Origin of the sequence: Bradyrhizobium sp. 186, from assembly GCF_023101685.1 — a bacterium.
GTDB lineage: Bacteria > Pseudomonadota > Alphaproteobacteria > Rhizobiales > Xanthobacteraceae > Bradyrhizobium.
The window spans coordinates 3,235,259-3,260,171 of the sequence record NZ_CP082164.1 but is presented as its reverse complement, the minus strand read 5'-3'; the positions used below and the strand labels follow the sequence as shown (position 1 = coordinate 3,260,171).

The following is a 24,913-nucleotide window of genomic DNA, read 5'->3' as shown; positions in this document are numbered from 1 at the left end:
CCGGCCGGCGACAGGGAGCGACATGACAAAATCATCGAAAGCAACAAGCCTCGAAATCCTTGCCTGCGATGCCGGCTGGAGAAACTACCACTTCGTCAAGCTGACGACGGAAGACGGCATCGTCGGGTGGAGCGAGTTTGACGAGGGCTTTGGATCCCCCGGCGTGGGTGCTGCCATCCAGCGCCTGTCCGCCCGCGTGATCGGGCAGAACGTTTTCCAGCATCAGCGCATCCATGCCGAGCTGTTCGCGGCTACGCGTCCGGCCGCCGGCGGCGTAGTGGCGCAGGCGCTCGGCGCGATCGAGAATGCGCTGCTCGATGCCAAGGCGAAGCTGCTGGGCGTGCCCTGCTACGAGCTGCTCGGCGGAAAAATTCGCGACCGCGTTCGGGTCTACTGGTCGCATTGCGCGACCTGGCGGATCAATCATCCGTCCTGGTACAAGCCGCCGATCGAAGACCTCGACGGCGTCAAGGCGATAGGGCGCGAGGTCGCTGAGAAGAAGTTCACCGCGCTCAAGACCAACATCTTTTCCTATGACGACGGCAAGCCGACCGGATGGCGGCCCGGCTTCGGCTCGCCCTTCGCGCCCGAGATCAACGTCGACCGAAAAATCCTGCGCGACCTGCGCATGCATCTGGAAGCGATCCGCGACGGCGCCGGCCCCGACGTCGACATCCTGCTCGACTGCAACTTCAACGCCAAGACCGAAGGCTATCTGAAGATCCTGCGTACCATCGCGGACCTCGACATGTTCTGGATCGAGATCGACAGTTTCAATCCGGAAGCGCTGGGTTACATCCGCAGGCAGAGCCCGCATCCGATCTCATCCTGCGAGACGCTTCTGGGCCTGCGCGAATTCCTGCCCTATTTTCGAGAGCAGGCGATGGACGTCGCGATCATCGACACGCCCTGGAACGGCGTTTGGCAATCGATGAAGATCGCATCCGCCGCCGAGGCGTTCGAGGTCAATGTCGCGCCGCATAATTTCTACGGCCATCTTTGCTCGATGATGAACGCACATTTCTGCGCGGCCGTACCGAACCTGCGCATCATGGAGATCGACATCGACCGCCTCGCCTGGGACCGCGAACTCTTCACCCACGAGCCGGAGATCCAGAACGGCCATTTGATCATTCCGGACCGGCCCGGCTGGGGCACCGAGCCAAACGAGGAAGCCCTTCGCGCCCACCCGCCGAAGACCAGCGGCGGGCTTCTCAATTACGGCCGCAAGAGCTGACGACGACTACGGCGTCACGGGATTGATGGTGGGGGACGTCTTCGGGCCCGGTCGCACGGGCTCGACTGGCGATTTGGGCTCGGTCGGAAGCACCTTTGCGCCTGCAGCGCGCGCGGCCTCGCCCGTGGTGTGATACATCGCGACATGGGCCGGCTGGATCTTGGCCCGGCTCCACGGCCCATGATCGACGATCAGCATCGCGGCAATCGTCAAGCCGGCGACGATCAGCGCGATCACGCCAGGATGACGAAGCGCGGTGGAGATGGAGTACGCGAAGCGATCAGTTGCCATCGAATGATCCACTATTTTCCTATCTCAGGTTAATTCAATTGGGCCCCATCGAGTTCCGCCCTTCGTCAAGCAAGTTCCGGACCGAAGGCGCGGAACTCGGCCACCGCGCACTCACTTCTTCACATCCGGTCGCGCATCGCCGACGAACCTGTCGCGATTCGGCATCTTCACGGCCGCAAGCGATTTTGCGTCGAGCGTCGCATCCGCACCCACCAGCCCATTCAGGTTCAGGATGTAGGCGGACACCGCATAAACGTCGTCATCGCTCAGCGACTGCGGCGCATTCTGCGGCATGGCCCGTCGAATGTAGTCGAACAGCGTCGTCGCATAGGGCCAGAAGCTGCCGACAGTGCGGATCGGCTTTGCCGTCCCGATCGTGCCTTGCCCGCCGGCGAGCCTGTCACCCAGGCCACCCTCGCCTTTCTCGCCATGGCACGAGGCACATTGCTGGGCATACACGTCGCGTCCCTGAATGACCGAACCGCTACCCTGCGGCAGATTGCTGCCGTCGCGTCCGATGTCGATGTTCCAGCCCGCGATCTCCGCCGGTGTTGCCGGCCGTCCGATGCCGTAGGGACTTTGCGCTTGTGCACCGCTGGCCCAGGCACAGAAAACGATTGCGAAGGCGATGCCGCAATTCTCACGCAAGCGCATTGGTGACCTCGCCGTCAGCCGCGATGCGCCAGGGCCAGATCGCATTGTTGTGGTAGAAATAGTTCTCACCACGCACGGCAAGCAGCTCGGCCAGTGTCGGCTGCACATAGCCGGTCTCGTCGATGGCGCGGCTCTGGATCACCGCGGGCTTGCCGTCCCATCGCCAAGGCAGGCGAAAGCGAGTCAAGGCGCGCGTCAGCACCGGCTCCTGCAGTCGCGCTTCCTGCCAGCTCTTGCCGTCATCGACAGACACCTCGACACGCGCGACCTTGCCATGTCCGCTCCAGGCGATGCCGGCGATCTCGTGGAAGCCGGGCGCATTCAGACGTTGACCGCCCGAGGGACGCGTGATGATCGACTTCGCTTCCATGTAGAAGGAAAACTCGCGCGCCGTGCCGTCCGGCAGAAGGTCGGTATATTTCGAGGTCTCCTCGCGCGAATAGACCGGCTCCGCGGTGATGTGCAGGCGCCGCAGCCACTTCACGCTCATATTGCCTTCGAAGCCCGGCAGGAACAGCCGCAGCGGGTAACCCTGCTGCGGGCGGAGCCGTTCGCCGTTTTGGCTGTAGACCAGCATGGCATCCTCGAGGCATTTCTCGATCGGAATGCTGCGCGTCATTGCCGCGGCGTCGGCGCCTTCGGCCACCACCCATTTGGCCTCCGGCTTCAGCCCGGCCTCCTGGAGCACCAGCTTCAGGCTCACGCCCGTCCATTCGGCACAACTCACCAGACCCACGAGGTCCGATGCCGTCCTGCCGTAGGGCTTGCTGTAGCCGGGATTGCCGGAGCATTCGAGGAAGTGGATGCGCGACTCCGACGGGAAGCGCCGCAAATCATCCATGGTGACGCTCAGGGGACGCTCGACCAGGCCGTGAAGCATCAGCCGGTGCTGCGCCGGATCGATGCTCGGAACGCCGCCATGATGTCGCTCGTAGAACAGCCCGTTCGGCGTGATGATGCCATCGAGCTCCTGCAATGGCGTCCGGCTGGACGCCGAGATGTACTGCTTGAGCGTCTTCGAGATGTTCTTGACGACGCCCTTCTCGAACGGCGACGGCGTTCCATAGGGCTGGCTTCCGACCGGCGCGCCCGGCGCCTTCATCCATTCGGGAATGTTGGGCGGAAGGTTGTTCGTCTCCGCGGCCGCGAGGGTATCAGCGCCGAGAACGGCGCCTCCCACCGCTGCGGTGCCGCCTAGTAGAAAGCGACGTCGTGTCGCCCTTGCGGATTTGTCATCGGCATCGATCGTGCTGCTCATTGCGGACCCTCGGCTGAATCTCGGCCCACATGAAACCTTCTGACGGCTGCATTTGCAATTCGCAGCTATTTCAAAGGTAGGCGATTTCGATCAGGCCTGACCTAAATCCGCTGGTCGCGACAGCAGTTCCTTTCCTTGCAGCGCACAAATGTCGCCGCGTGCCTGCCTTACTCACCAGGTGCGATCGCATTGCTGGGCGTAGGCCGGTCGGCGATCTGCTGGCCGAACAGGCTGCCGATCAGCTCGACCGCGGTGCGCGCGGTCCGACCGCGCTCGTCCAGGAACGGATTGAGTTCGACAATGTCGACCGATCCCACCAACCCGGAATCGTGCAAGAGCTCCATGATCAGGTGCGCCTCGCGATAGGTCGCTCCGCCCGGCACAGTGGTGCCGACGCCCGGCGCGACGCAGGGGTCGAGGAAATCGACGTCGAAGCTGACATGCAGTACCCCATCGCTCGCCCTGACGCGCTCGATCACGCGCCGGATCAGCACGGCGACGCCGAACTCGTCGATCTGGCGCATGTCGGCAACCCTGATCCTGCGCGCGCGCATCAATTCCTTTTCGAGCTTATCGATCGAGCGCGTCCCGAACAAATCGAGCCGGTCGGGATCGATCGAGGAACGGGGATCATCACCCAGCAAGCCGTCCAGGCCAGGCTCTCCGCACAGGAACGCCGCCGACATGCCGTGCATGTTGGCGGTGATCGTCGTCTCCGGCGTGTTGTAGTCGGCATGTGCGTCCAGCCAGAGCACGAAAAGCTCGCGACCGCGCTCCTGCCAATGGCGCGCCATCGCGTTGACCGAGCCCATTGACAGCGTGTGATCGCCACCAAGGAAGATCGGGATCGCGCCGGTCTTGGCGATCTCAGAGCCGCGACGGCTCAGCACGCGCGTCCAGCGCTGGATTTCTCGGTAGTGATTGGCTTTGTCGGGCGGCCTGTCGAAGAGATCCCTGACCTCGGCGATGGAGAGATCGCCGTAGTCGACGACCTCGAAGTCCAGGCTCTCGAGCAGTGTCGCAAGGCCGGCGGTGCGCAGCGCCGCCGGGCCCATCAGGGTGCCGCGCTGCGAGGCTCCCATGTCGATGGGCGCTCCGAGCAACGCGATGCACCGGGCTCGATCCAGCATGGTCCGATCGGTCACGGCAGTCTCCTGACATCAGCAAGGTTGCGCCAGCCTAACAGAGATTCGCGTCCGCCGTTTCACGGGGTAGTTCGACGAAAGAACGTCGCGTGAGGATGCATCCGGGAACAAAATCCCGCACCCCGAATTGCCAATCCAAGGCCGGCACCCGCCGTACACCACGGCGCCAGTCGCGGATAGCCAAAGGTCGTTCGACCCGCTGTTCAAAACGAGCGCTCGCGAGGATAGCCAAAGGTGCCGGCCTCATTCACCGCATCAGGAGCGGAGTTCACGAACTTGAGCACGGAAATTCCGCAGTCCACGACCCAGCCCGGCATGGCCGAGCGCACCATTGACGCAGCGACCGATGTCTCCCACACGATAGGTGAGGTCGCGGGAGGCCTGCATGCCGCTGTCGACCGCTTGACGTCGGTCATCGACGAAGCTCGAAAGCCGGGTAAACCGCTCTCGACGCTCGCAGCGATCACGCGCGAAGCGCCCCTGGCGAGTCTGTTCGTCGCTTTCCTCTTTGGTGTAGCGGTGGCGCGCCGGCGCTAGAGCCGAAACGAGCCCGTCAAGCAGCGCTGATGGCCTCGCGTGCAGCCGCGAGAAATTGCCGCTTAAACATCTCGGCAGGCATCGGACGGCCGAAGAAATAGCCCTGCCCTTCCTCGCATCCCATGCTGACCAGGAAGTCAGCCGTGGCGCGGTTCTCGATACCTTCGGCCACAACCGTGAGCCCGAGCTGCTTGCTAAGTCCGATGGTCGAGCCGACGATCGCTGCGTCGTCGGAATCTGCGAGCAAGTCGAGCACGAACGACCGATCGATCTTGAGTCCGTCGAGCGGAAATTTCTTCAGATAGCTCAGGCTTGCATAGCCAGTGCCGAAATCGTCGAACAGGACGCGGACACCGAGCTCCTGGAGCCGCTTGAACATGTCGAGCACGCGGCCTTCGTCGTGCAGCAGGATATCCTCGGTGACCTCGAGCTCGAGCAGCGACGGCGCGAGCCCCGTCGCATCAAGTAGCACCGCAACTGCATGCGCGAGATCGCCGGAGTGGAGCTGCGACGGCGACAGGTTGATCGCGACGCGCACGCTATTGCCCGACAACTCCCACGCACGCGCCTGCCGACAGGCGGTCTCCATCACCCAATTCGCGATCCGCTCGGACAGCGCTGAGGTGTTGACCACCGGCATGAACTCTCCGGGCGACACATAGCCACGCACGGGATGTTTCCAGCGGATGAGCGCCTCGGCCCCGATCAGACTGCCGTCAATCAGGCGAACCTGGGGCTGATAGAACAGCTCGAACTCGTCGCGATCCGCGGCAAGCGCAAGCTCGCTCTCCAGCGTCAGCCTGTTCTCCAGCTCCTGTCTGATGTTGCTTTCGAAAATCACATGGCCGCCGCGGCGTGTCGCCTTTGCCCTGGAGAGCGCGAGATGACCGTTGCTGAGGAGATCGTCCGCGCCGCGCCCTCCTTCCGGATAGACCGCGACGCCGATACTGATCCTGACGCGGTGCTGGCGCGTGCCCGTTGCGAGCGGCGCTTCGAATGCACGCGCGATGCGCCCGGCGAACTCGGCAATCGGCTCGCTGCCCCCTGCGCAATCAAGCGCGATGGCGAATTCGTCGCCGCTCAGTCGGGCGACGATCGCCGTTATTCCCGCCTCGGTCTCCAGGCGTGCAGCAACCGCCCGCAGCACGAGATCGCCGGCCGAATGCCCGAGCATGTCGTTGATCTGCTGGAAACCGTCGAGCCCGAGTACCAGCAGCGCGACCTCGGAAGACCGCCGCTCCGCCGCGGCGATCAGACTGGCGAGCCCTGCATGCAGGGTGCTGCGGTTGGCAAGACCTGTCAGCGCATCATGTTCGGCGAGATATCTGACGCGCTCCGCCTCCCGCTTGCGCACGGAGATGTCGCGCAGGATCGCGCCATATTGAAAGCCATCCGTTCCTTGCCAGCCCGAGAAACTCGCTTCGACGGGAAAGGTTTCTCCGTTCTTACACCGGCCTTCGAACTCGACGACGACGGCCCCGCCGGGGACCAGGAGCGCTTGACGGGCTGCGTCGCGCATGGCGAAGGGCCTCGCGGCGCCATCGGCCGGGCTCGCGCAGAGGATTTCGAACGGACGCCCGATCATCTCGGCCGGCATGTAGCCGAAGATCGCGCTGGCGCCGGGATTCCACACCGTGATGCGGTGATCCTCGTCGGTGCAGACGAGGCCGTCGCCGAGCGACATCGCAATGCGATGAAATCGGCTCTCGGCGATACGCCCCAGGAGGCTGCGAAAATCGATTTCGTGGAGCGCAATCGCCGTCAGGTAGGCGACGATGGCAATGTGGAATAGCGATGTGTCGATGACGAGTGGCCACCTTGCCTGAACCAGTGCTGCGACAAGTTCGACGCTTGCCCCGGCGGCGAGGAGGATCGCAACGCGGAGACCCGGCGCGAGGCGGCGCCATGAATACATCATCAGCAGGCAGATCAGGCCGAGACCGAACATCATGCCGACATCGGATGTCCAGCGGAGCGTCCGATGCTGCAGAATCGATTCCGCCGCGAGCGCCTGCAGGACCGGCCCCGAGACGATGCCGCCATTTGGGACGCTGAACCTGTCGCCGAGCTCAAGCGCGGTGGCCCCGACGATGATCTTCTTGCCCTTCAGCGTGGCCAGAACCCCGGCATCGCCGCGCCGCACGTCGACATAGGAGACACGCGGAATGGAGGCCGCACGAATGCTGAAGTCGATCAGGAAAGGAGGCCGCTGATTGGCGTCTTGTCCGGCCAGCACGACGGCCATCGACGGCATCAAGGCGTCGCCGAGTTTCTCGCCGAACGGATAGCGGCGAACGAGCCCATCGGATTCGACCGCGACATTGACGACGGCCGGCCACGACTGGTTGCTGAACGGCTTCAGGGGGCGATTGATATGAGCCGCGCCGCCATTCGGCACCGGCTGCTTGAATGACGGCAGGACCGTCGAGCCGCCAACGTCCCGAAGCGCCTTGATGAATGCCTCGTCGGATGCTGGATCCGATGGCGTGCTGAAATCGACGTCGAAGGCCACCTCCTGGGCGCCGGCGCCCTCGAGCCTGCGCAACAGCTCTGCGTGCAGCCTGCGTGGCCACGGCCAAACCCCGATCTGGTCGATCGAAGGCGCGTCTATGGCCACCACGACAATGTCGCCGCTGGCCGCACGCGATTGCCAGGCGAACCGCAGGTCGGTGAGCGCATTGCGCAGCGAAGCATGCCATCCCGTCGACAGCACGACCGCCAGCGCGATCACAACCAGAATATGCGGCCGATAGCGTTTCACGTTGCTCCCCCTGCACTGACGGCGGATGCCGCGGAGTGCTCCCCCTATGTCGACAGCACGGTTCTAGCGATGGCCCCTGCCCGAATACCCACCGTAGTGGTGGCCGTTGTTGCCGTTATTCCCGTTCCCGTTATTGCCATTATTGCCCGTGCCGCCGCTTCCGTTGCCGGTCGCACCAGTCCCGCTGCTTCCGCTCGCCGAACTTCCGCCCGACACGTCGCTGGTCGACCCGGCGGTGGTCGCAACGGTCGTTGTCGCACTTGATGAAGCTGAGGAGGCGCTCGCCGCGGACGCGCTGCTGCTCACGGTGACCGCTGTCACGGCGGAGCTGTTGGCAGTCGTTGTCGTGGTACTCGTCTTCGTATCGCTCCACACCGTGTCGGTGCCGGCATTGGCGGCACTGCGCACCCGCCCGGGCGCGACGGCGCCATGGGCGAGACCCTGCGTGACCTTGTGGAAGTTGAGTTTGACCTCGCCGAGCGAACTCGAGATGCGCACTGTGCCAGACTTCGGCTGCGGGATACCGGCCGCCTGATGCGAATGCGCTGGCGCACCCGCCGCCTTGGTCCCCTTATCGATCGCGCCGAGCGCATGTATCGCATGGCCGTTCGCCGCATTGCGCGGTGCCGACAGTCCCGATTTCGGCACGGGAATCCGCTCGATCGCAGAGGCGCGCGGCTTGCCCTGCTCGATCGGATTGAAGGTCCCGGCGCCGCTCAGGCTGAGACCGGGCTTGCCATGCTCGAAAGCGGTGGCCGCTTGTCCCGGCATGACTTGTGCGATCTGCCCCGTCTTGAAGTCGGAGACTTCGACCTGGCCGCGGAGCACGCCGACCTTGGTGCTGCCGGCGCCCACCGTGACGCTGAACTGCGTTCCCTTGACCACGGCGGCGAGGTAGGGCGTCTCGACCTCGAAATGCTTGACGTTGCGCTTCTCGACCTCGAGCAGGATCGAACCTGCCTGCTGAATGATGGTGGTCGAGAGCCCCTCCTTCTTCTCGGCCGGCAAACCGACCACCGAGTTGGGAGAGATCAAAATCGTTTCCTCGCCGTGGACCAGTAGTACCCGCCCGTTGCGTCCAGTGCGGATGGTGTCGCCGGCCTTGAGCGTCCCCTCCTCAGTCAACGACACCTGCTGCGCGCCGTTGGCCGCAACCCAGACCTCGCCGGAGGACTTGCTGACCGACCAGACGCCATCCTCCGCAGCGGATGCAACGGAAGCCATTCCCAGGATCAGCGCTGCCATCAAGGCGCGCCGCAGTCCAACTCTGCCCAACATGACGATCCTCGTCTTCGCTACAGCGGGACCTGAGGCGTACCTGTAATGACTCAAGATAGAATTAGCCGGAAACGGTAAGTCCAGCTGTCGCATTAACCTTTCATTGACCATAAAAAACTATGAAAAATCATGCGGCTAACGAACCTTTACCGGCTCGAGCGGAATTCTCCGTCGAACTACGCAGAACGGCCTGCGCAAGGCTTGGCCGGATGGTATTTAGTTGCCGCCTTCGCGCTGCTGGTGCCGACTTTTGCGGGAATTCCGCAGGCACTCGCGCAGCAGGCGAACCAGCCGGGGTTCGATCCGCGTCAGGCCGAAAAATATTTTGAGAACCAATCCGAGCAAGAATCGCTGAACCGGCCTCCGGTCAAGCTCCCCGCGGTCGGCCAACCCAACACCGCCGGTGACACCAAGCCGCAATTCGTGCTGCGCGGCGTCAACGTCAGCGGCGCCCACGCCGTGTCCCGCGATCGCATCGCCGCGGCCTATCAGACCTATCTCGGCAAGAACGTCTCGCAGGCCGACCTCGCCGCGATCGCCGGCGCGATCAGCGAGCTCTACCGCGCCGAGGGATTCCATCTGAGCCGGGCGATCGTGCCGCCGCAAGACATCGCCGACGGCCGCGTGCAGATCCGTGTGGTCGAAGGCGCCATCGTGCAGGCCGAGCTGAAAGGCGACGGTGCCGAGCAGTTCGGCGTCCGGCCGATGCTCGGGCCTGTTCTGGCCGAGCACCCGTCGCGCCTGGCAACGCTCGAACGCCAATTGTTTCTGATCAACGGCAGGCCGGGCGTCCGGATCACCGATACCGCGCTGGAGGAGATCGGCGGCCCGACCGGCCGCTTCCGCCTCACCGTCTACGTGAAGACCTGGCACATCTTCACATCGTTCGGTCTGGACAATCTCGGCTCATCGTCGGTCGGCCCGTGGCAGACCTACGCGACCGGTGCGTTCAACTCCTACCTCGCTCCCGGCGACACGCTGGCGGTCAATCTGTCAACTATTGCCAACGATCCGCGCGAGCTCGGATTCACCCGGCTTTCTTATGACGCGCCTGTCGGCGTCGACGGCGTGCGTCTCGGTGCTTCCGTCCTTTACAGCGCGGTCCGGCCGGGCGACGCCCGGCGCCTCGACAGCGACATCACCACGACCGAGGCTTTCGAGGTGCGGGCAAGCACCGTGCCGTTCATGTCGCAATGGTCGGCGCTCACGTTCACGCTGGCCGCGACCGCCAGCAATGTGTCGGAACACGATCTGTTCGGCCCCTGGTACAACGACCACATCAGGACCGCGAGCCTGACCGCCGACTACCGGCTCCAGGATCGCTTCGGCGGCACCAATTTCGCGACACTGACCTTTCGTCAGGGCCTCGACATCTTCGGCGCCTCGCATTTCGACGACGATCTCCTGTCGCGCGACGGTGCCTCCTCCAACTTCTCCGTGTTGAACTTCTGGTTCACGCGCTACCAGACGCTCAGCGACGCCTTGTCGATCAAGATTTCCGCAGTGAGCCAGACCGCATCGCGGCCGCTGTTCACCTCGCAGCAATTCTATCTGGGCGGCGCAGCCTTCGGCCGGGGTTACGGCGCGGCCGAGATCAGCGGCGACAACGGTCTTGCCGGCTCGCTCGAGCTGCGCTTCGACCAGAAGCTCAATTTCCGCTACTGGAGCGGCTATCAACTCTACGCCTTCAGCGACGCCGGCGCGGTCTGGAACGACGGCTACCGTCTCAGCGATGGCCTGTCGCTGACATCGGCCGGAGCCGGCGCGCGGTTCTTCCTTTGGGACGATATCCAGGCCGATTTCGGCGTCGCCGTTCCCTTGAGCTATCGGGCGCCGGACAACGAGCGCCGCAGCCCGCGCTTCCTGTTTACGCTTTCGAGCGCCTTCCGGCTCTGCCCCGAGCGCGGCAAGACCGGCTGTCTCTAGCCGCGCAGCTTTTCCCTGCGGGACATCCCTGTGCAGCTCCTTTGGGACTCTTCTCACAGACTTGCCGAAATTTAATCCCTTATCCTGTTCACGATCGCTCGATCTACGGGGCGCAATATCTATTTTCAGTGGAAAGTGATCGGGACGGAACCATGAAGAGGGTGTTTGCAATTCTGGCTTTTCTCTGTGTCCTTGGGGTGGGCCAGTATTTCGTCGTCAGCAAGTTCGCGATCCGCCACGAGACGCAGACGTGGTTTGACGCCTCGCGCCAGCGGCCGATCTCGGTCGAGGTTGCGGTGCGGCGCGACTACGAGACCAAGGCCAATCTCGGCCTCTGGAAGCTTCCGCTCGCCATCATCAGCAACGGCAACACCGTCAAGGCCACCGAGTATTCGTTCCTCGCCAACGTGCTTGCCGCACGCGGCTATCTCGTTGCCAGCATCCAGCAGGACTTGCCGAGCGATCCGCCGCTGATGACCCAGGCCGGTCAGCAATATGTCGGCCGGCGCGAGGTCTATATCCGCTGCGAGGCCAACATCCTGTTCGTGCTGGGAGAACTGAAGAAGCGGCACGAGAACGCCGATTACGACCACGTCACCCTCGTCGGTCATTCCAACGGCGGCGACGTCTCCATGTATGTCGCCCATCAGCATCCCGAACTGGTCTCGAAAGTGATCACGCTCGACAATCTGCGGGTGCCTTTCGTGCTCAGCGACAGCATGAGGATCCTCTCGTTCCGCTCGAAGGATCCGCATTTCGTCACCGATCCCGGGGTGCTGCCGTCGCCGGAAGAAGCCAAGGCGCGCGGCATCGACATCGTCCATACCGGCGCGCAGCATTCGGAGATGAGCGATCGCGGTCCCGACTCGGTCAAGCAGAAGATCCAAGAGACGCTCGACCACTTCCTGCGCGACAGCGCCAGCAGCACGCTCGCGCCAGCCGATACGAGAAGCCCGATGATCATGAACCCCGGGGACTACTGACCGGCTGCCTTGCGCCAGATCAAGGCGCGTCCCGTCCGCGCGCGATACGAAATCCGACCAATGTCGGAGAGGCACGTGTCGCACTATATCGAAAGCCTTGCCCCGCCCGCAGTGAGGACGCCAGGGTTCATGCGTCACCTCTATCGCTTGGCCCGCAGGCTACTGCGGTCGATCATCGTGCGTATCGACCTCTCACAATTTCCGCCATCGTGCTGCGGTTGAGCTCGGCGTTTTTGCCACGTGCAAAAAATGCAAATCCCTGCCGGTTGAACCGACAGGGACCAGCAGAAAGGATGATGGACGGCGAATGGGACTCATCCGGTGGCCCATCATGGACCTGCACCGGAATTGAAACGCGCATCTCGCCGCCCCGCAAGATCAATTTGTGAGCAGGCGACAGCTGCGCGCTGATCAGGACTTGTCTTTGCCGGGCTGCATGAAGTTGCCGGTCATCTGGCGCATATGGTCCCCGGCATTGGTGAACTGGCTGCGCAGGAATTCCGACTGGATCCGCATGGCTTCCTGAAGGTCGGTGGCATGAACGAGCTTGCGGGCGTGCTCGAACGCCGCCTTCATGTTCTGCTCGGTGAAAGCGAGCGCCTGTTTCGACACGTCCGTGCCCGCTCCGGGAACCGACGTCATCGATTTGGTGGCGGCGTCGAAAAACATGCCGAAGGCCTTTTCAGCCTGGTCGATCGTCTTCTCGGCCAAGTCGCGCAATTCGGCCGGAACTTCGAGCTTCGGTTCGATCATGGTCATACTCCTCCCTTTTTTCCCTGATTATCACATTTGTCGCCCCTCGTTCCAGCGGCCGAGTTCGGGCAACGCCCGCGCGGGGCATCCGCCTTCGGTTGGGAAAAGGGGGACAAAGTGTAATGCCGGCGCGACGCTTGGCTCAGGACAGCGGGTGTTCGGGAAGGGGTTCGTCGGTGGCGAGGTCTTCGACGAGCTTGATGACCTCGAAACGCTGCCGGGGCGCGAGCTTGAGAAACGCACGCAGCAGGCGCAGGCTTTCGACGGTGCTGGTTGCGGGCGCGCCGAGCTTGAGGTGCAGTTCAGCCGCGAAATTCATGTTTTTCATCGCGTCCCTATGACAAGGATCGGCCTTTCTGACGTAGAGGCCTTACTCGAGAACCGACCGCCGTAACCGAGCGCCATGGCAACGACGAGCTCTCGGCCAGGTCACCCCGGCAGGTTAGCACGCTGAACTGCACATCCGATCGGACGGCTCAACCCGGCAGGTTGCAATTATGACAAGGAACAACCCCTTCGGCAAGCCCAACCGACAGCGTAGCGATGCTTCATCTGCATCGCAGCGCGGCAATTCCGGATAACAGGAATATGGAGCGCCGTCACCCACCTGCGTCAAGAAGCGGCATCAATCCCCCACGCAAACCTCGATCGCTGTCAATCGGCCCAGCGTTTCGCCTTGTGTCCCTTGTGAACGGAGATTGGGCAGACCCGGGCTAGTGTTTCTTCAGTGTATACACGTAATTGTTGAGTGCGACCTCGGCGGTTGTATCATCGACATAATGAATGTCGATCTCGCAACCGGTTTCCAGCGTCTTGATCCGGGCACCGTTGAAGCCGAGCGAAGCGGCGAGGGCCGTAGGATCGACCTTCTTGTCCGCCCTCTGCATCTCGTCCAATGCGCCCTGGAAGATCATGTCCGGACCATAGTCCTTCACCTTGTGCTGCGGCTTTGCACAGGCAAAGGGGCGCGGGCCTGATATCTCTCGCGCTTTCAGGACAATCGCCTTGCCCATCAGCTGTGTCCGCTCAGTATCGTCAGGCTCGCGCTGAGGATCAGCCCAAGGCGCGACCACCACGGTCGTGACTGTCCAGCTTCCGACGTAGAAGGGATCGGCGGCCACGGCGGTGTCTGCCGTCCCCAGAGACACGAGAAGGCAAACGGTGCCAGTGAATTTCATCTGATGAGCCCCCCTTCGGCTCTCGGCTTGGACTCGCCTTTCGCATCAAGGTTCATCCTTCCGATATATTTCGGCCCATGAACCGTTGTTCAAGATCGAGCGACCAAGCGGGTGCGAACAGCCACGCAGACCACGGGCGCCATGGCTGACGAACTCCTCGATTCGGGCGCGCGACAGCACCAAAGGACGACGGCATGCTTTCTCGCTGTGATCTCATCAAGGGCGCCGCGGTCGCGCTTCTCACCCTCTCGATACAAGGCGCATGGGCGCAGGAGACGAAGATGAATCTGTTCAAGATCGTCACTATCAAGGACGAGATCGTCATCGGATTATCGGCGGAGGAGCTTCAGACGTTCGGCGGCAATGATGCGAGCGCCGTTGCGCACGCGCTGGCACAGAAGGGCGATCTCACCGTCTGGCAGTACAACGTGCATCGCGGCCCGAACGGCGAATTGCAGCAGGCGCCGACCGCCAGGATCGGGCTTCTCGCCAACGCCTCGCTCCGTGTCGAACCCTATACGACGCCCTATCAGATCTTGCCGCATCCGTGAGGGGCGGCGGCGCGCCGGCGATGAAAGCTGCCGGCGCGCTCCTGATCATCGACGAGACTCGGGGCGCTGTGCCGTGGCTTCCGTTGCAAAACCGTAGAGCAGCGCCAGCCGGTCGAGGCACTCACGAAAGCGCCGCGCAAAATAGTCGTTCCAGCGCTGGGTGCGGACGGCGCGGCGCTGTCCGATCTGGTCCATGGTCAGGCCCAGCACCAGCACGTCGTGCACCAGCGCCGCGCCGTCGGTGCCGAGCTCGCGCTCGACCCGATTCAGCCGCAGCACCGCCTGGCGCTGGCTCTCCGTGACAGGCTCGCGGGTCCGCGCGCCATCGACATATTCGCGGGTCGGATCCACCGCCTGAGGGCCCCGCTCCGCTCTCTCCCAATCGCTCTGGAACGCACGGCCGCCGCGATATTGCGTCTCGTCGATCTGGTGATGCGCGTGCAGCCGGCCGAGCGGATCGCTGCGGATCGACCGTAGAGCCAGGATCTTCTCGCCCGGATCGAGCGCCAGGGGATTGTCGATCTCGATCTCCGCCACCTCGGCATTGAACGGCAGTTCGCGTGACCGCCGGTCGTGGAGATTTGCCAATCGGTAGGATTTGTTGCGTCGGGCACGTGCCACTCGGATACTCCTTGCGAAATAGACGATTGAACGGGTGACAGCGCCGTCAGGCGGCGGAGACGAGCTTCAGCACGACACGACCCGCGTTGCGCGCGGAGGCGCTTCCGGGTCGGCGCGTCAGGCGGAGATGGGGCGCGCAATAGCTCGAGCCTGGCTGGCGCGGATGACCGCAGAAGGTGATCTCCTCCCCATCCCTGTCGCCGCCATAGGGATAGCGGCAGTCGACCGGTCCAAGTTCGACCAGAGGAACCAGGCGCGGTTGGACGCCAACACAGTGCAACCTGACCGGCGCCGCCGGCTTCAGCGCGGATTTCGGCGGCAGGTTTAAATACGGCAACGCTGCATGGCGCGGCGAGAGCAGACAGGACTCGCCGTGCAAGGACGGCACGATCGACGGACTTGTCACCCGTGTGGGCGCTGCAAGTCCGAGCCGCTTGGCGCGGCCGACTACCGCATTGCGTGTGTAAGCCGTTCCAAATCTTGCGTTAATCTCCCTTCCGATTTCCGCATAGGACATCCCTTTGAGAAAATAGTCGCGAAGCGCGTCGGAGTGCTCCGACGGCCAATAGCTCGGTTCCATGCTGCTGTCCTGTGATGCGCTTCTCTGATCGCACGATCTGGAGGCGAAACGTACATTCCGGTATTCCGAAACATAAGTCAAGCAACAATTCTGATATTCATAATTGCATCAATTCCGAATTTCGGATTACAAGAGGCAAGACCATGGGCAATCGAGGGAATCACCATGTTGGACGTTGCAATGATCGAGCGGGGCCTGGAGAAGACGGGCAAGAGCAAGGGCGGCCTGGCCGCGGCCATGGGCGTGCGGCCGGGCGCGGTGTCGGAGATCCTCGGCGGCGAGCGCCTGGTGAAGGCGTCGGAAATTATTCCAATCATGGAATATCTCGAGCTCAATCTTGCGCCGATCATGGGCCGGGTCGGCGCCGGCGCGGTGATCGAGCCGGACTATGAACAGGTTCCTCCCGAGGGGCTTGGCGATATTGCGCTGCCCTTCCCGATCATGGAAGAGACCGTAGCCTTCGAGATCGTCGGCGATTCGATGCTGCCCAAATACGAGAGCGGCGACGTGATCGTGGTCTACAAGGACCAGCGCCACCCGCTGTCGAGCTTTTATGGCGAGGAGGCCGCGGTCCGGCTCAAGACCGGCGAGCGCTACCTGAAGACCATCGAACGGGGGAAAACCCCCTCCGTCGTCAATCTCACCAGCTTCAACGCCAAGCCGATTGTCGGCGTGAAGCTGGACTGGGTCGGGGAGATATGCATCTCCATGCCCAAGGGCCAGCTCGAGCGGCTGCGCGCGAAGTCAGCGCGCCCCCGCAAGAAGGGCAAGTAGGCGCCCGTCGGGCGATTTCCGATTTTTAGAAATTGAACTTCACTTGTTTCCGTTTTTCGGAAATACTCTATGCCGTGCTCCCGACCATGGAGCACGGCAGGATCATTCCATGCAGTATTTCGTCGTGATGATCGACGATGGGCGGCGCGGCCGCGAAGCGGTCGTCGATCCCGAGATCACCCGGCGGGAGGTCATCTCCCGCATCGCCTCAGGGGAATACCGCAACATCTCGTTCATCCACGAGGTCGTGGAGAGTTCGGTCGAGGACGTGACCGAGGCCATCCTGACTGAGGCCGCCCTCCCCCAAATCCAGCCTGACGATATCGATCTCCAGGCGATCCGGCTCGATCACGCCCGCGACTTGCGCAAGCACGAACGGACGTAACGCAGGCACTGACGGCCTGCGTCACGAGCCGGCTGGACATTACACCAGGAGCACAGTTGATCCCGTGGTCTTGCGCGCGGCGAGATCGGCATGCGCCTTGGCGGCGTCCTTCAGCGGATAGGTCTGGCGCACCTCGATCTTGACCGCACCGGACCTGACGACGTCAAACAGCTCGCCGGCCATCGCGACCAAGCTGTCGCGCTTGGCGGCGTAAGTGAACAGCGTCGGCCGCGTGACGTAGAGCGAGCCCTTCTGCGCGAGCAGGCCGAGATTGAGCGGCTCGACGGCGCCGGAAGATGCGCCGAACAGCGCGGCGACGCCGAGCGGCGCGAGGCAGTCCAGCGATTTCAGGAACGTATCCTTGCCGACGGAGTCATAAACGACCGGCACCTTCTTGCCGCCGGTGATCTCGTCGACCCGCTTCACGAAGTCTTCGCGGGTATAGATGATGACGTGGTCGCAGCCATGCGCCTTGGCCAGCTTCGCCTTCTCGTCGTTGCTGACCGTGCCGATCACGGTCGCGCCGAGATGCTTGGCCCACTGGCTGAGGATCAGGCCGACGCCGCCGGCGGCCGCATGGAGCAGGATAGTGTCGCCCGCCTTCACCCGATAGGTCTGCCGGATCAGATATTGCGTCGTCAGTCCCTTCAACATCATCGCAGCCGCGGTCTTGTCGTCGACACCGTCAGGCAGCTTCAGCAGCCGGTCGGCGGGGATCAGTCGCGCCTCGGAATAGGCGCCGAGCGGCGAGGCGCCATAGGCGACACGATCGCCGGACTTTAGATCGGTGACGCCGGGCCCGACCTCCTCGACCACGCCGGCCCCCTCGCTGCCGAGGCCGCTTGGCAATTGCACCGGATACACACCCGAGCGGTTGTAGATGTCGACGAAGTTGAGACCGACGGCGGTGTGGCGGATACGCGCCTCGCCCGGTCCGGGCTTGCCGACACTGACTTCCTCCCAGACCAGAACTTCAGGACCGCCGGTCTTGTGAAAGCGAATGGCATGCGTCATGGGGTTGCTCCCTTATCGTTGCAGTGAAGGTCCGTGGAAAGCGGATCGGTCTGTGAAATAGGCATTTGGTCCGCCCGTTACAGTAGAGAGCCGTAACAAGAATGTCACAGCGCACGGCAAACGTCCGCCGTTCCTCCTCTGTTCGAAAGAGTTGATGACGGCGTCGGCGCCACCGGCAGTAGATTCTGCGCGGGGTTTGGTGGTCGCCTGCGAAGGAGAACCGAGATGCCAGCTTATGTACAGCATCATCAGGACATCGATATCGCGCCTGTGAATTGCCCCTCCTGCATGGGGTTCCTGCCGATGTATGTACGCGAGGTCGAGCCGCATTGGAGCCTTGCCAAGATCGACTTCGTCTATGAATGTGCCGATTGCGGCGCCGAGGTGAGACAGACGATCCGCAAGCCGGAGTTGCTGCAGCACTGATTGCGCGATCGGCCAATCGCTCTAGTATTTTGCGCTAAGCGGAAAAAGCGGCCGTTCGCGCGGGTCTGGCCCCTCCCAAACGAGGCTTGTTCTTTGCCGGGAACGCAGGCAGAACGAGCCTCAAGCAAGACCTTTGGGAGCGCCCATTCGTGGCTGAACAGAAGCCCTCGACTGCGATCGAGGCAGTGGAAAGCGGCCTCGCTGCGCAAGGCTACATCGCGAGCCGGCAGATCGCGACTGCAGTCCATCTATCGCAACAGATCGAGAAGCCGATCCTGGTCGAAGGCCCCGCGGGCGTCGGCAAGACCGAGCTTGCCAAAGCGATTGCCGCCTGGCGCGGCATGAAGATGATCCGCCTGCAATGCTACGAGGGCCTCGACGAAGCCAAGGCGCTCTACGAGTGGAAATACGCCAAGCAGCTTCTCTATACCCAGATCCTCAAGGACAAGCTCGGCGAAGTCCTTGGCGGCGCGCAGACACTGCGCGCCGCGCTCGAGCAGCTCCACGATTTCGGCGACGTGTTCTTCTCCAAGGAGTTCGTCGAGCCGAGGCCGCTGCTTCAGGCGCTCGAGCAGCCGGGCGGCTGCGTGCTCCTGATCGACGAGATCGACAAGTCGGATGCGGAATTTGAATCGCTGCTGCTGGAGATCCTGTCCGACTTCCAGGTCACGATCCCCGAGCTCGGCACCGTCTCCGCGATCACGCCGCCGACCGTGATCCTCACCTCCAACAGCGAACGCGATCTCGGCGACGCCCTGAAGCGGCGCTGCCTGCATCTGCATATCGGCTTCCCCGAGCAGCGGCTGGAGGAGCGCATCGTCGAGAGCCGCGTACCCAGCATCTCGCAGACGCTGCGACGGCAGATGGTCGGCTTCATCCACGAGATCCGCTCGCTCGACCTGAAGAAGCTGCCCTCGGTCAGCGAGACCATCGACTGGGCGCGCGTGCTCGTGCTGCTCCAGGCCGCCGAACTCGACACCGAGATCGTCAAGGACACGCTCAATGTGCTCCTGAAATACGAGGCCGACATCGAGGCGGCTCAGCCCCAAATCACGACCTTCATTGCCAAGGCAGCACGATCCAACGTCTTCGGTTGACGCCGATGCGCGAGAATATCCATCGTTTCTTTCGGGCGGCGCGCGGTGCCGGCGTCCATGTCTCGCCTGCTGAAAGTATTGATGCGATGCGCGCGGTCGCGCAGGTCGGCTTGTCCGACCGTGCCATCCTGCGCGACACGCTGCTTCTGACGCTCGCCAAGTCGCAGGATGAGAAGCTCGCGCTCGGCGACTGTTTTGATCTGTTCTTCAGCCAGCCGGAGCCGCGGCAAGAACAGCCTGAGGCCAACAGCAACGACACTTCGCAAGACGCGGATCAGTCTTCCTCATCCGGCCCCGCCAGCGATGCGGGCGGCGGTTCGCCTCCCGCAGAATTGGGCCCCCTCGCCCAGATGCTGCTGTCGCAAGATCGCAATTCGATCGCAGCCGCCATCGCCAGCGCCGCCGGCGCAGCCTCTCTGTCCGACATCCGCTACTCCACGCAGCGCGGCATCTTCTCCAGCCGCATCCTCGACGCCATGGGCCTCCAACGCCTGCGCGACGATCTCGACGAGCTGACCGCGACCAACCCGGCACTGGCCGAGCGGCTTCGGGCCGCGCTCGATGCCTTGCGCGAAGCCGTGCGCGACACCGTTGCGCAGGGGCTTGCGCTCTATGCCCGCGAGGAGGCCGAAAACCTCCGCAACGAGATCCTGCGCAACGCGCCGCTCGCGCGCATCGAACGGCGTCAGGTCGCGGAGATGCGCGCGCTCATCCGCCAGATCGCGCGGCGCCTGCGCGAGCGCTATTCGAAACCGCGCAAGCGTCAGCGCCGCGGCCATCTCGACGTCCGCCGCACACTGCGTCGCAACGCGGCCTGGGGCGGCGTCCCCTTCCTCACTGCGTGGAAGCGCAAGCACCGTGATCGGCCGAAGATCGTCGCGCTCTGCGACGTTTCCGGCTCGGTCGCGCAGGTCTCCGATTTCTTCCTGCTCCTGATACACTCGCTGCATGAAGTGGTCGACGACGTCCACTCTTTCGCCTTCTCCTCGCATCTGATCGAGGTCAGCGACATCCTGGAGTCGAAGTCGCCGGAAGAGGCGATGGCCGAGATCATGTCCAAGGTCGGCTTCGGCTCGTCCGACTATGGCTCGTCGCTGGTCGATTTCGAGAAAGATTTCATGAGCACGCTGACACCGCAGACCACGGTGATCGTGCTCGGCGATGCCCGCAGCAACAACCTCGACCCGCGCGCCGACATCCTGCGCCGCATCTCCGAACGCTCGAAACGGCTGGTCTGGCTCAATCCCGAGGGACGTCTCGCTTGGGGCTTTGGCGACTCGGAAATGCCGCGCTACGCGACCTTTTGCAGCATCGTGCGCCAATGCGCCACCGCCCAGCAGCTCGAGCGCGCGGTGTCCGATATCGTGGCGACTTATCAGTAAGCCGCGATCGGCTCGCCTCTGCCGTCAGGCGGCCGTCAGTTCGACCCGGACGAGATTGCACTCCCGAAAGTGATACGCGATTTCGTCGAGCGCGCGCTGCTCCCACTCTTCCGCCTGCGCAAGCCAGAAAACCCGGCGCTCCGAATCCAGCGCGGCGCGCTCCCGGCACAGGAATTCCTGACTGCGAATTTCCGCCAGCCTGTTCATGCACTCACACTCCTGTCGTGTGAAGCCCAATCACCACGAATCAGCGTAACAGAGTCCCCAACCTCTCGTCTTATGATTTTCTGTGCATATCGCAACGCAGAATGGGACAGCGGTTCTTCCCGTGCACTGCGGTAGCTGCCGTCGCACGATCAAGAACAAATCATCAATAAGTGATCGGAGATCGGGACGATATTCGTCTGCAAACGATCTTAAACTCTTGTGACGCAACGCGGCAATTCGTGAAGAGACGTTCTAAACAGCTCAACGAATTCCGGACTCATTGTCGTCGCATGGTCTTCATGCAGCGCCGCTAACAGGGGGCGCGTGAACGTTACTATCGTTTGAGGCAACATGAGCAACGACGTCGACTTCGATCTCTCGCCGGACCAATGGGAGGCGTTGCGCGCGCTTCGCAACCCGCTGCCGAACGGTCGCCTCTTGAAGGCCTATGTTGTCGAAGGGCTCGTCAAGCTTGGACTTGTCGTCGTTAACGACGGTGTACCTGCGATGACGCCGACCGGGCGTAAGGTGCTGGTGCGCGGATCGTGTCGGCTCTTGGATCTGGTGGCCTAGGCTTTCGCGACGTCCGGGCATCTCAAAAGATCTGTGCGATCACGACCGCATAAGCGATGAACACCACGCCGAGGCCCCAGACCATTGCAGGAATCCGCGATCGCCGGCCCATCGCAACCTCCAATGCGATATAGCTCAGCGTCCCCAGCGCCATTCCGTTGATGAGATTGTTGGTCAGCACGGTGACCAGCAGCGTAAGCACGATGGGCACGGCGTTGACGAGATCGGTCATGTCGATGCGGGCGAGGCCCTGCATCATCAGCACGCCGACGAGCACCAGCGCGGGCGCGGTTGCTTGCGGTGGAATGATGACGAAGACCGGCCAGAAGAACAAGGCGAGGCAGAAGAACGCCGCGACCGTCAGCGAGGTCAGGCCGGTGCGTCCCCCGGCCTGCACGCCGGTGATCGACTCGATATAGGCCGTCACCACAGACGTGCCGAGCAGCGGGCCGACGATGGACGCCGTCGCATCGGTGGCGAAGGCGGCGGTGGCATTCGGGATCGAGCCATCCGGGCGGCGCAGATTGGCGGCACCGGTCACGCCGATCAGCGTTCCCAGAGTCGAGAAGAATTCGGCGCACAGGAAGTAGAACAGCAGCGGCAGCGCCACGACGAAGTGACTGACGAGGTACCCGACGTCGAGTGCCATGAAGGTGCTGGTGGGCCAGCGCGGCCATGAAACAATCGCCGACGGCACCGAGGTCACCATCTTGCCGTTTGCGCCGGGAACGAAGAAGCCGATCAGGGTCAGCACGGCGATCGACAGGATGAGCCCCCCTGGAACACGTCGCGCCACCAGCACCGGCGTGAGCAGCAGACCTGCGAGCGTCAAGAGCACCGGCGGGCTGCGCAGCGATCCCATGGCGATATAGGTCGAGGGGTTCTGCACCACGAAGCCCGCGCCGCGCAGCGCAATGAACACGATCAAGGTGCCGACCGCGGCCTGGATGCCGACCTTCAACGCTTCGGGAACGTCGCGTGCGACGCGCTCGCGCAGCTTCGACAGGCTGAGGATCAGGAACAGCACGCCCGTAAAAGCGACCATGGCGAGCGCGCCTTGCCAGGGCATGCCCATCTGCTTGACGATCACATAGGTGAAGATGACGTTGGAGCCCATCGCCGGCGCAACGGCGAGCGGCAGGTTGGCCCAGAGTCCCATCATCGCCGAACCGAAGATGGCGGCGAGTGCGGTGGCGCTGACGAGATCGGCGCGATCCATTCCGGCATTGGACATGATCGCGGGGTTCACCGCGATGATATAGGCCATCGCCGCGAACGTGGTCGCGCCCGCCATCACTTCCCGGCTCACGCTGGTGTCGCGCTCGGTGAGGCGGAAGATGCGGTCGAGCAGGCCTGTGGCCGAGTTCGACGTCGGCTCTGCGGAAGCCGATTGCGGCGGCGTCATCTCGTTCATCGCGGTCGCTCCTACCAGACCACCGGGTGCGCTTCGCCGGTCTGCACGTTGATGAACCCGAGCGGCGCCTGCTCGCAGGGCGCGACCAGCACCCAGCTCCAGGGCGCGCAGGTCAGCGTCGCGAACATCAGGCGTTCCGGAAATCCGGGATACCAGCGCGGCCGGAAGGTGGGCTCATACATCCAGTCCACCTTGCGGCCCTCCGCATAGAGCGCCTGCATGTCGGCATCGAGCACCTGCGCCGAGCGACAGCTCATCAATCCGCCAACCTCGAACCGCACGGTGGCAACGAGCTCGCCTTCGCGCACCAGCGCCCATCCGCCTTGACGTTCCACCAGCGCGTTCACGGCCTTGGCCATCGCGGCGTCGGACGAGCCGACCACCCAGATGTTGTGCTTGTCGTGCGCGACCGAGCAGGCAAGCGCGGTGTCCGGCGTGCGCGGTCCGCAGCCACGCCAGAACATTTTTGCAACCCGGCCGTCGCCGGAGAAGCGATCGACGATGGCAAACTTTGTGATGGCCTCGCTCTCATCGCGCTGCACGGCGCCGCCACGCACCGGCAGCTCGAGGGTGTAGAACTCCGGATGCCAATGGAACGGGCGGATCACGGCGGCTTTCATCGTGGTGCGACCGGGTGCGCCCGGCAGCTCGAAGTCCTCCGGCTGGATCTCGCGCTTGATATTCACCGTTCTGGTTGCCCAATCGGGCCAGGAGATTTCGGGAACCTTGCCCAGGTAGCGTTTGCCTTCGGACACCTGCGCGCCGTCGGCCCAGACCTCGGCAATGGTCAGCTTGGCGACATCCGAGAGCAGCACGACATCGCCAAAACGCCCCGGGGCGAGACTGCCGACGAACGGCGTGATGCGCATGTGCCGCGCAGGATTGATGGTCAGACACTGGATCGCGACTTCCGGCGCGAGACCCGCTTCGATCGCGACCCGCGCGTTGTGATCGCTCGCGCCGAGCTCGAGCGTATGGCTGGCGCTGCGGTCGTCGGTGGTGAAGGCGATCTGCGACCAGTCCTGCAAACCCTTGGCGAGCAGCCAGGCGACGATCTCGGGCATGGCGTAGACGCGCAACTCGATGAAGAGACCGCGGGTGAGCTTGTCCCAGGTCTCCTCCGGCGTCTGCACTTCATGGTCGGAGGCGAGCCCCGCCGCGGCAAAGGCGTTGATGGATGGCAGGTCCCGCAGACCGGAGGCATGCCCTTCGACGACGCCGCGGGCCGCGAACGTGGCCTCGATCATGCCCCATAGCCGCTTGTAGGACGGATTGTCGGGATTCCAGACCGCCGGCCAGTCCATCACCTCGTCGAGCCCGGTGACCATCAGGCTCTCGCTCATGAAGCTCGCCTGCTCCTCGCGACCATACCAGCCGCCGCCCCACTCATAGGCCGTGGGCGGCACCGCCGATCCGGGTTGCGGAAAGATTTTTAGCGGCGATCCGCGACGACGTGCCTCGAACCAGAATTCGAGATTGCGTGCGCCGTTGACATTGGAGAATTCGTGGCTCGCCTCGCACGTCCAGGTATTGCCATGCGGCAGCACCAGCGCGGCCTCCCATTCCGGCGTCAGATGCGAGCTTTCGATATGCTTGTGCACCTCACCGAAGCCGGGAACGGCCGCCAGATCGGGCCGATGCACGCGTTCGCGGACTTCGCCGGGATAGCTTCCGGCCGGCCCGACCCATGCGATCCGTCGGCCCTTGAACACGATCTCCTGATCTTCGCTCCAGGTGCGACTGTGCACGTCGAGCAGCCGGCCGACCCGCAAGCTCCGATCGGCCGGGCGGCGGCCGAGCGCCGTCAGCACCAGATCCTGCCGGATGCGAACCTCATCGGCCGCGTTGATCAAGAGGTCGTCCGGCATCTCGTTCGAGGTTGTCATGA

At 63.3% G+C, this 24,913-nt stretch carries 26 protein-coding genes; 11 read left to right on the top strand and 15 right to left on the bottom strand.

Translation table 11 applies throughout. From position 1 onward, the window contains the following. Window positions 1–22: 22 nt before the first annotated feature. Window positions 23–1,237, top strand: coding sequence for a mandelate racemase/muconate lactonizing enzyme family protein (locus IVB18_RS15505; protein ID WP_247989914.1), 1,215 nt, complete (start codon window positions 23–25; stop codon window positions 1,235–1,237). A gap of 6 nt (window positions 1,238–1,243) precedes the next feature. Here IVB18_RS15505 and IVB18_RS15500 read toward each other — a convergent pair whose 3' ends face one another. The 4 genes from IVB18_RS15500 to rocF form a co-directional block, all read right to left on the bottom strand. Next, a complete protein-coding gene (locus IVB18_RS15500; RefSeq protein WP_247989913.1) occupies window positions 1,244–1,528 on the bottom strand; it encodes a hypothetical protein in 285 nt (94 codons plus the stop codon). 111 nt (window positions 1,529–1,639) lie between these two features. Further along, window positions 1,640–2,182 carry a cytochrome c gene (locus IVB18_RS15495; RefSeq protein WP_247989912.1) on the bottom strand — a complete coding sequence of 181 codons (543 nt, stop codon included), beginning with the start codon at window positions 2,180–2,182 and terminating at the stop codon, window positions 1,640–1,642. After that, complete coding sequence (gene soxC, locus IVB18_RS15490; protein WP_247989911.1) at window positions 2,169–3,440, bottom strand: sulfite dehydrogenase; 1,272 nt, start codon at window positions 3,438–3,440, stop codon at window positions 2,169–2,171. Before soxC ends, IVB18_RS15495 begins: the two co-directional genes overlap by 14 nt. Before the next feature lie 167 nt (window positions 3,441–3,607). Further along, window positions 3,608–4,585 (bottom strand): arginase, encoded by a 978-nt coding sequence (gene rocF / locus IVB18_RS15485; protein WP_247989910.1) that lies wholly within the window; start codon window positions 4,583–4,585, stop codon window positions 3,608–3,610. 276 nt (window positions 4,586–4,861) lie between these two features. Between rocF and IVB18_RS15480 the strand changes: the two genes are divergently transcribed. After that, on the top strand, window positions 4,862–5,122 hold the full coding sequence (locus IVB18_RS15480; protein WP_247989909.1) for a hypothetical protein: 261 nt from the start codon (window positions 4,862–4,864) through the stop codon (window positions 5,120–5,122). 16 nt (window positions 5,123–5,138) lie between these two features. Here the strand turns inward: IVB18_RS15480 and IVB18_RS15475 are convergent, their stop codons facing one another. Then, window positions 5,139–7,883 carry an EAL domain-containing protein gene (locus IVB18_RS15475; RefSeq protein WP_247989908.1) on the bottom strand — a complete coding sequence of 915 codons (2,745 nt, stop codon included), beginning with the start codon at window positions 7,881–7,883 and terminating at the stop codon, window positions 5,139–5,141. A 63-nt stretch (window positions 7,884–7,946) separates the two neighbouring features. Beyond that, window positions 7,947–9,161, bottom strand: a complete 1,215-nt coding sequence (locus IVB18_RS15470) for a FecR family protein (RefSeq protein ID WP_247989907.1) — start codon at window positions 9,159–9,161, stop codon at window positions 7,947–7,949. A 129-nt stretch (window positions 9,162–9,290) separates the two neighbouring features. Here IVB18_RS15470 and IVB18_RS15465 point away from each other — a divergent pair, with 129 nt between their 5' ends. Continuing rightward, window positions 9,291–11,087 carry a POTRA domain-containing protein gene (locus IVB18_RS15465; protein WP_247989906.1) on the top strand — a complete coding sequence of 599 codons (1,797 nt, stop codon included), beginning with the start codon at window positions 9,291–9,293 and terminating at the stop codon, window positions 11,085–11,087. A gap of 152 nt (window positions 11,088–11,239) precedes the next feature. Next, window positions 11,240–12,070 (top strand): alpha/beta fold hydrolase, encoded by an 831-nt coding sequence (locus IVB18_RS15460; RefSeq protein WP_247989905.1) that lies wholly within the window; start codon window positions 11,240–11,242, stop codon window positions 12,068–12,070. 411 nt (window positions 12,071–12,481) lie between these two features. Here the strand turns inward: IVB18_RS15460 and IVB18_RS15455 are convergent, their stop codons facing one another. From IVB18_RS15455 to IVB18_RS15445, 3 genes are all read right to left on the bottom strand, one after another. Continuing rightward, complete coding sequence (locus IVB18_RS15455) at window positions 12,482–12,823, bottom strand: phasin (protein WP_247989904.1); 342 nt, start codon at window positions 12,821–12,823, stop codon at window positions 12,482–12,484. 142 nt (window positions 12,824–12,965) lie between these two features. Further along, a complete protein-coding gene (locus tag IVB18_RS15450; RefSeq protein WP_247989903.1) occupies window positions 12,966–13,151 on the bottom strand; it encodes a hypothetical protein in 186 nt (61 codons plus the stop codon). Window positions 13,152–13,536: 385 nt separating this feature from the next. Further along, a complete protein-coding gene (locus tag IVB18_RS15445; RefSeq protein ID WP_247989902.1) occupies window positions 13,537–14,001 on the bottom strand; it encodes a hypothetical protein in 465 nt (154 codons plus the stop codon). Between the two features lie 194 nt (window positions 14,002–14,195). Between IVB18_RS15445 and IVB18_RS15440 the strand changes: the two genes are divergently transcribed. Then, window positions 14,196–14,552 carry a hypothetical protein gene (locus IVB18_RS15440; protein WP_247989901.1) on the top strand — a complete coding sequence of 119 codons (357 nt, stop codon included), beginning with the start codon at window positions 14,196–14,198 and terminating at the stop codon, window positions 14,550–14,552. Between the two features lie 45 nt (window positions 14,553–14,597). Here the strand turns inward: IVB18_RS15440 and IVB18_RS15435 are convergent, their stop codons facing one another. Both IVB18_RS15435 and IVB18_RS15430 read right to left on the bottom strand, forming a co-directional pair. Next, on the bottom strand, window positions 14,598–15,173 hold the full coding sequence (locus IVB18_RS15435) for a hypothetical protein (RefSeq protein WP_247989900.1): 576 nt from the start codon (window positions 15,171–15,173) through the stop codon (window positions 14,598–14,600). A 46-nt stretch (window positions 15,174–15,219) separates the two neighbouring features. Further along, a complete protein-coding gene (locus tag IVB18_RS15430) occupies window positions 15,220–15,753 on the bottom strand; it encodes a GcrA family cell cycle regulator (protein WP_247989899.1) in 534 nt (177 codons plus the stop codon). 165 nt (window positions 15,754–15,918) lie between these two features. On the opposite strand from IVB18_RS15430, the gene IVB18_RS15425 reads away from it, so the two are divergent. Together IVB18_RS15425 and IVB18_RS15420 are read left to right on the top strand one after the other, a co-directional pair. Next, the gene (locus tag IVB18_RS15425; RefSeq protein WP_247989898.1) at window positions 15,919–16,527 is read left to right on the top strand and encodes a S24 family peptidase; all 609 of its coding nucleotides are present in this window, start codon (window positions 15,919–15,921) and stop codon (window positions 16,525–16,527) included. Window positions 16,528–16,636: 109 nt separating this feature from the next. Next, window positions 16,637–16,912: a hypothetical protein gene (locus IVB18_RS15420; protein WP_247989897.1), complete on the top strand. Its 276-nt coding sequence runs from the start codon at window positions 16,637–16,639 to the stop codon at window positions 16,910–16,912. Window positions 16,913–16,951: 39 nt separating this feature from the next. Here the strand turns inward: IVB18_RS15420 and IVB18_RS15415 are convergent, their stop codons facing one another. After that, on the bottom strand, window positions 16,952–17,926 hold the full coding sequence (locus IVB18_RS15415; protein ID WP_247989896.1) for a quinone oxidoreductase: 975 nt from the start codon (window positions 17,924–17,926) through the stop codon (window positions 16,952–16,954). A 225-nt stretch (window positions 17,927–18,151) separates the two neighbouring features. On the opposite strand from IVB18_RS15415, the gene IVB18_RS15410 reads away from it, so the two are divergent. The 3 genes from IVB18_RS15410 (at window position 18,152) to IVB18_RS15400 (ending at window position 20,831) form a co-directional block, all read left to right on the top strand. Continuing rightward, on the top strand, window positions 18,152–18,352 hold the full coding sequence (locus IVB18_RS15410; protein WP_247989895.1) for a hypothetical protein: 201 nt from the start codon (window positions 18,152–18,154) through the stop codon (window positions 18,350–18,352). A gap of 149 nt (window positions 18,353–18,501) precedes the next feature. Beyond that, complete coding sequence (locus IVB18_RS15405; protein ID WP_247989894.1) at window positions 18,502–19,449, top strand: MoxR family ATPase; 948 nt, start codon at window positions 18,502–18,504, stop codon at window positions 19,447–19,449. A gap of 5 nt (window positions 19,450–19,454) precedes the next feature. Then, window positions 19,455–20,831, top strand: a complete 1,377-nt coding sequence (locus IVB18_RS15400; RefSeq protein ID WP_247989893.1) for a VWA domain-containing protein — start codon at window positions 19,455–19,457, stop codon at window positions 20,829–20,831. Window positions 20,832–20,855: 24 nt separating this feature from the next. On the opposite strand, the gene IVB18_RS15395 is transcribed toward IVB18_RS15400, so the two are convergent. Next, window positions 20,856–21,038 carry a hypothetical protein gene (locus tag IVB18_RS15395; RefSeq protein ID WP_247989892.1) on the bottom strand — a complete coding sequence of 61 codons (183 nt, stop codon included), beginning with the start codon at window positions 21,036–21,038 and terminating at the stop codon, window positions 20,856–20,858. A 351-nt stretch (window positions 21,039–21,389) separates the two neighbouring features. Here IVB18_RS15395 and IVB18_RS15390 point away from each other — a divergent pair, with 351 nt between their 5' ends. Beyond that, window positions 21,390–21,611 (top strand): hypothetical protein, encoded by a 222-nt coding sequence (locus tag IVB18_RS15390; protein ID WP_247989891.1) that lies wholly within the window; start codon window positions 21,390–21,392, stop codon window positions 21,609–21,611. 22 nt (window positions 21,612–21,633) lie between these two features. Here the strand turns inward: IVB18_RS15390 and IVB18_RS15385 are convergent, their stop codons facing one another. Both IVB18_RS15385 and IVB18_RS15380 read right to left on the bottom strand, forming a co-directional pair. Continuing rightward, the gene (locus tag IVB18_RS15385; protein ID WP_247989890.1) at window positions 21,634–23,025 is read right to left on the bottom strand and encodes an NCS2 family permease; all 1,392 of its coding nucleotides are present in this window, start codon (window positions 23,023–23,025) and stop codon (window positions 21,634–21,636) included. Between the two features lie 11 nt (window positions 23,026–23,036). Then, window positions 23,037–24,911, bottom strand: a complete 1,875-nt coding sequence (locus IVB18_RS15380; RefSeq protein ID WP_247989889.1) for an adenine deaminase C-terminal domain-containing protein — start codon at window positions 24,909–24,911, stop codon at window positions 23,037–23,039. Window positions 24,912–24,913 lie beyond the last annotated feature (2 nt).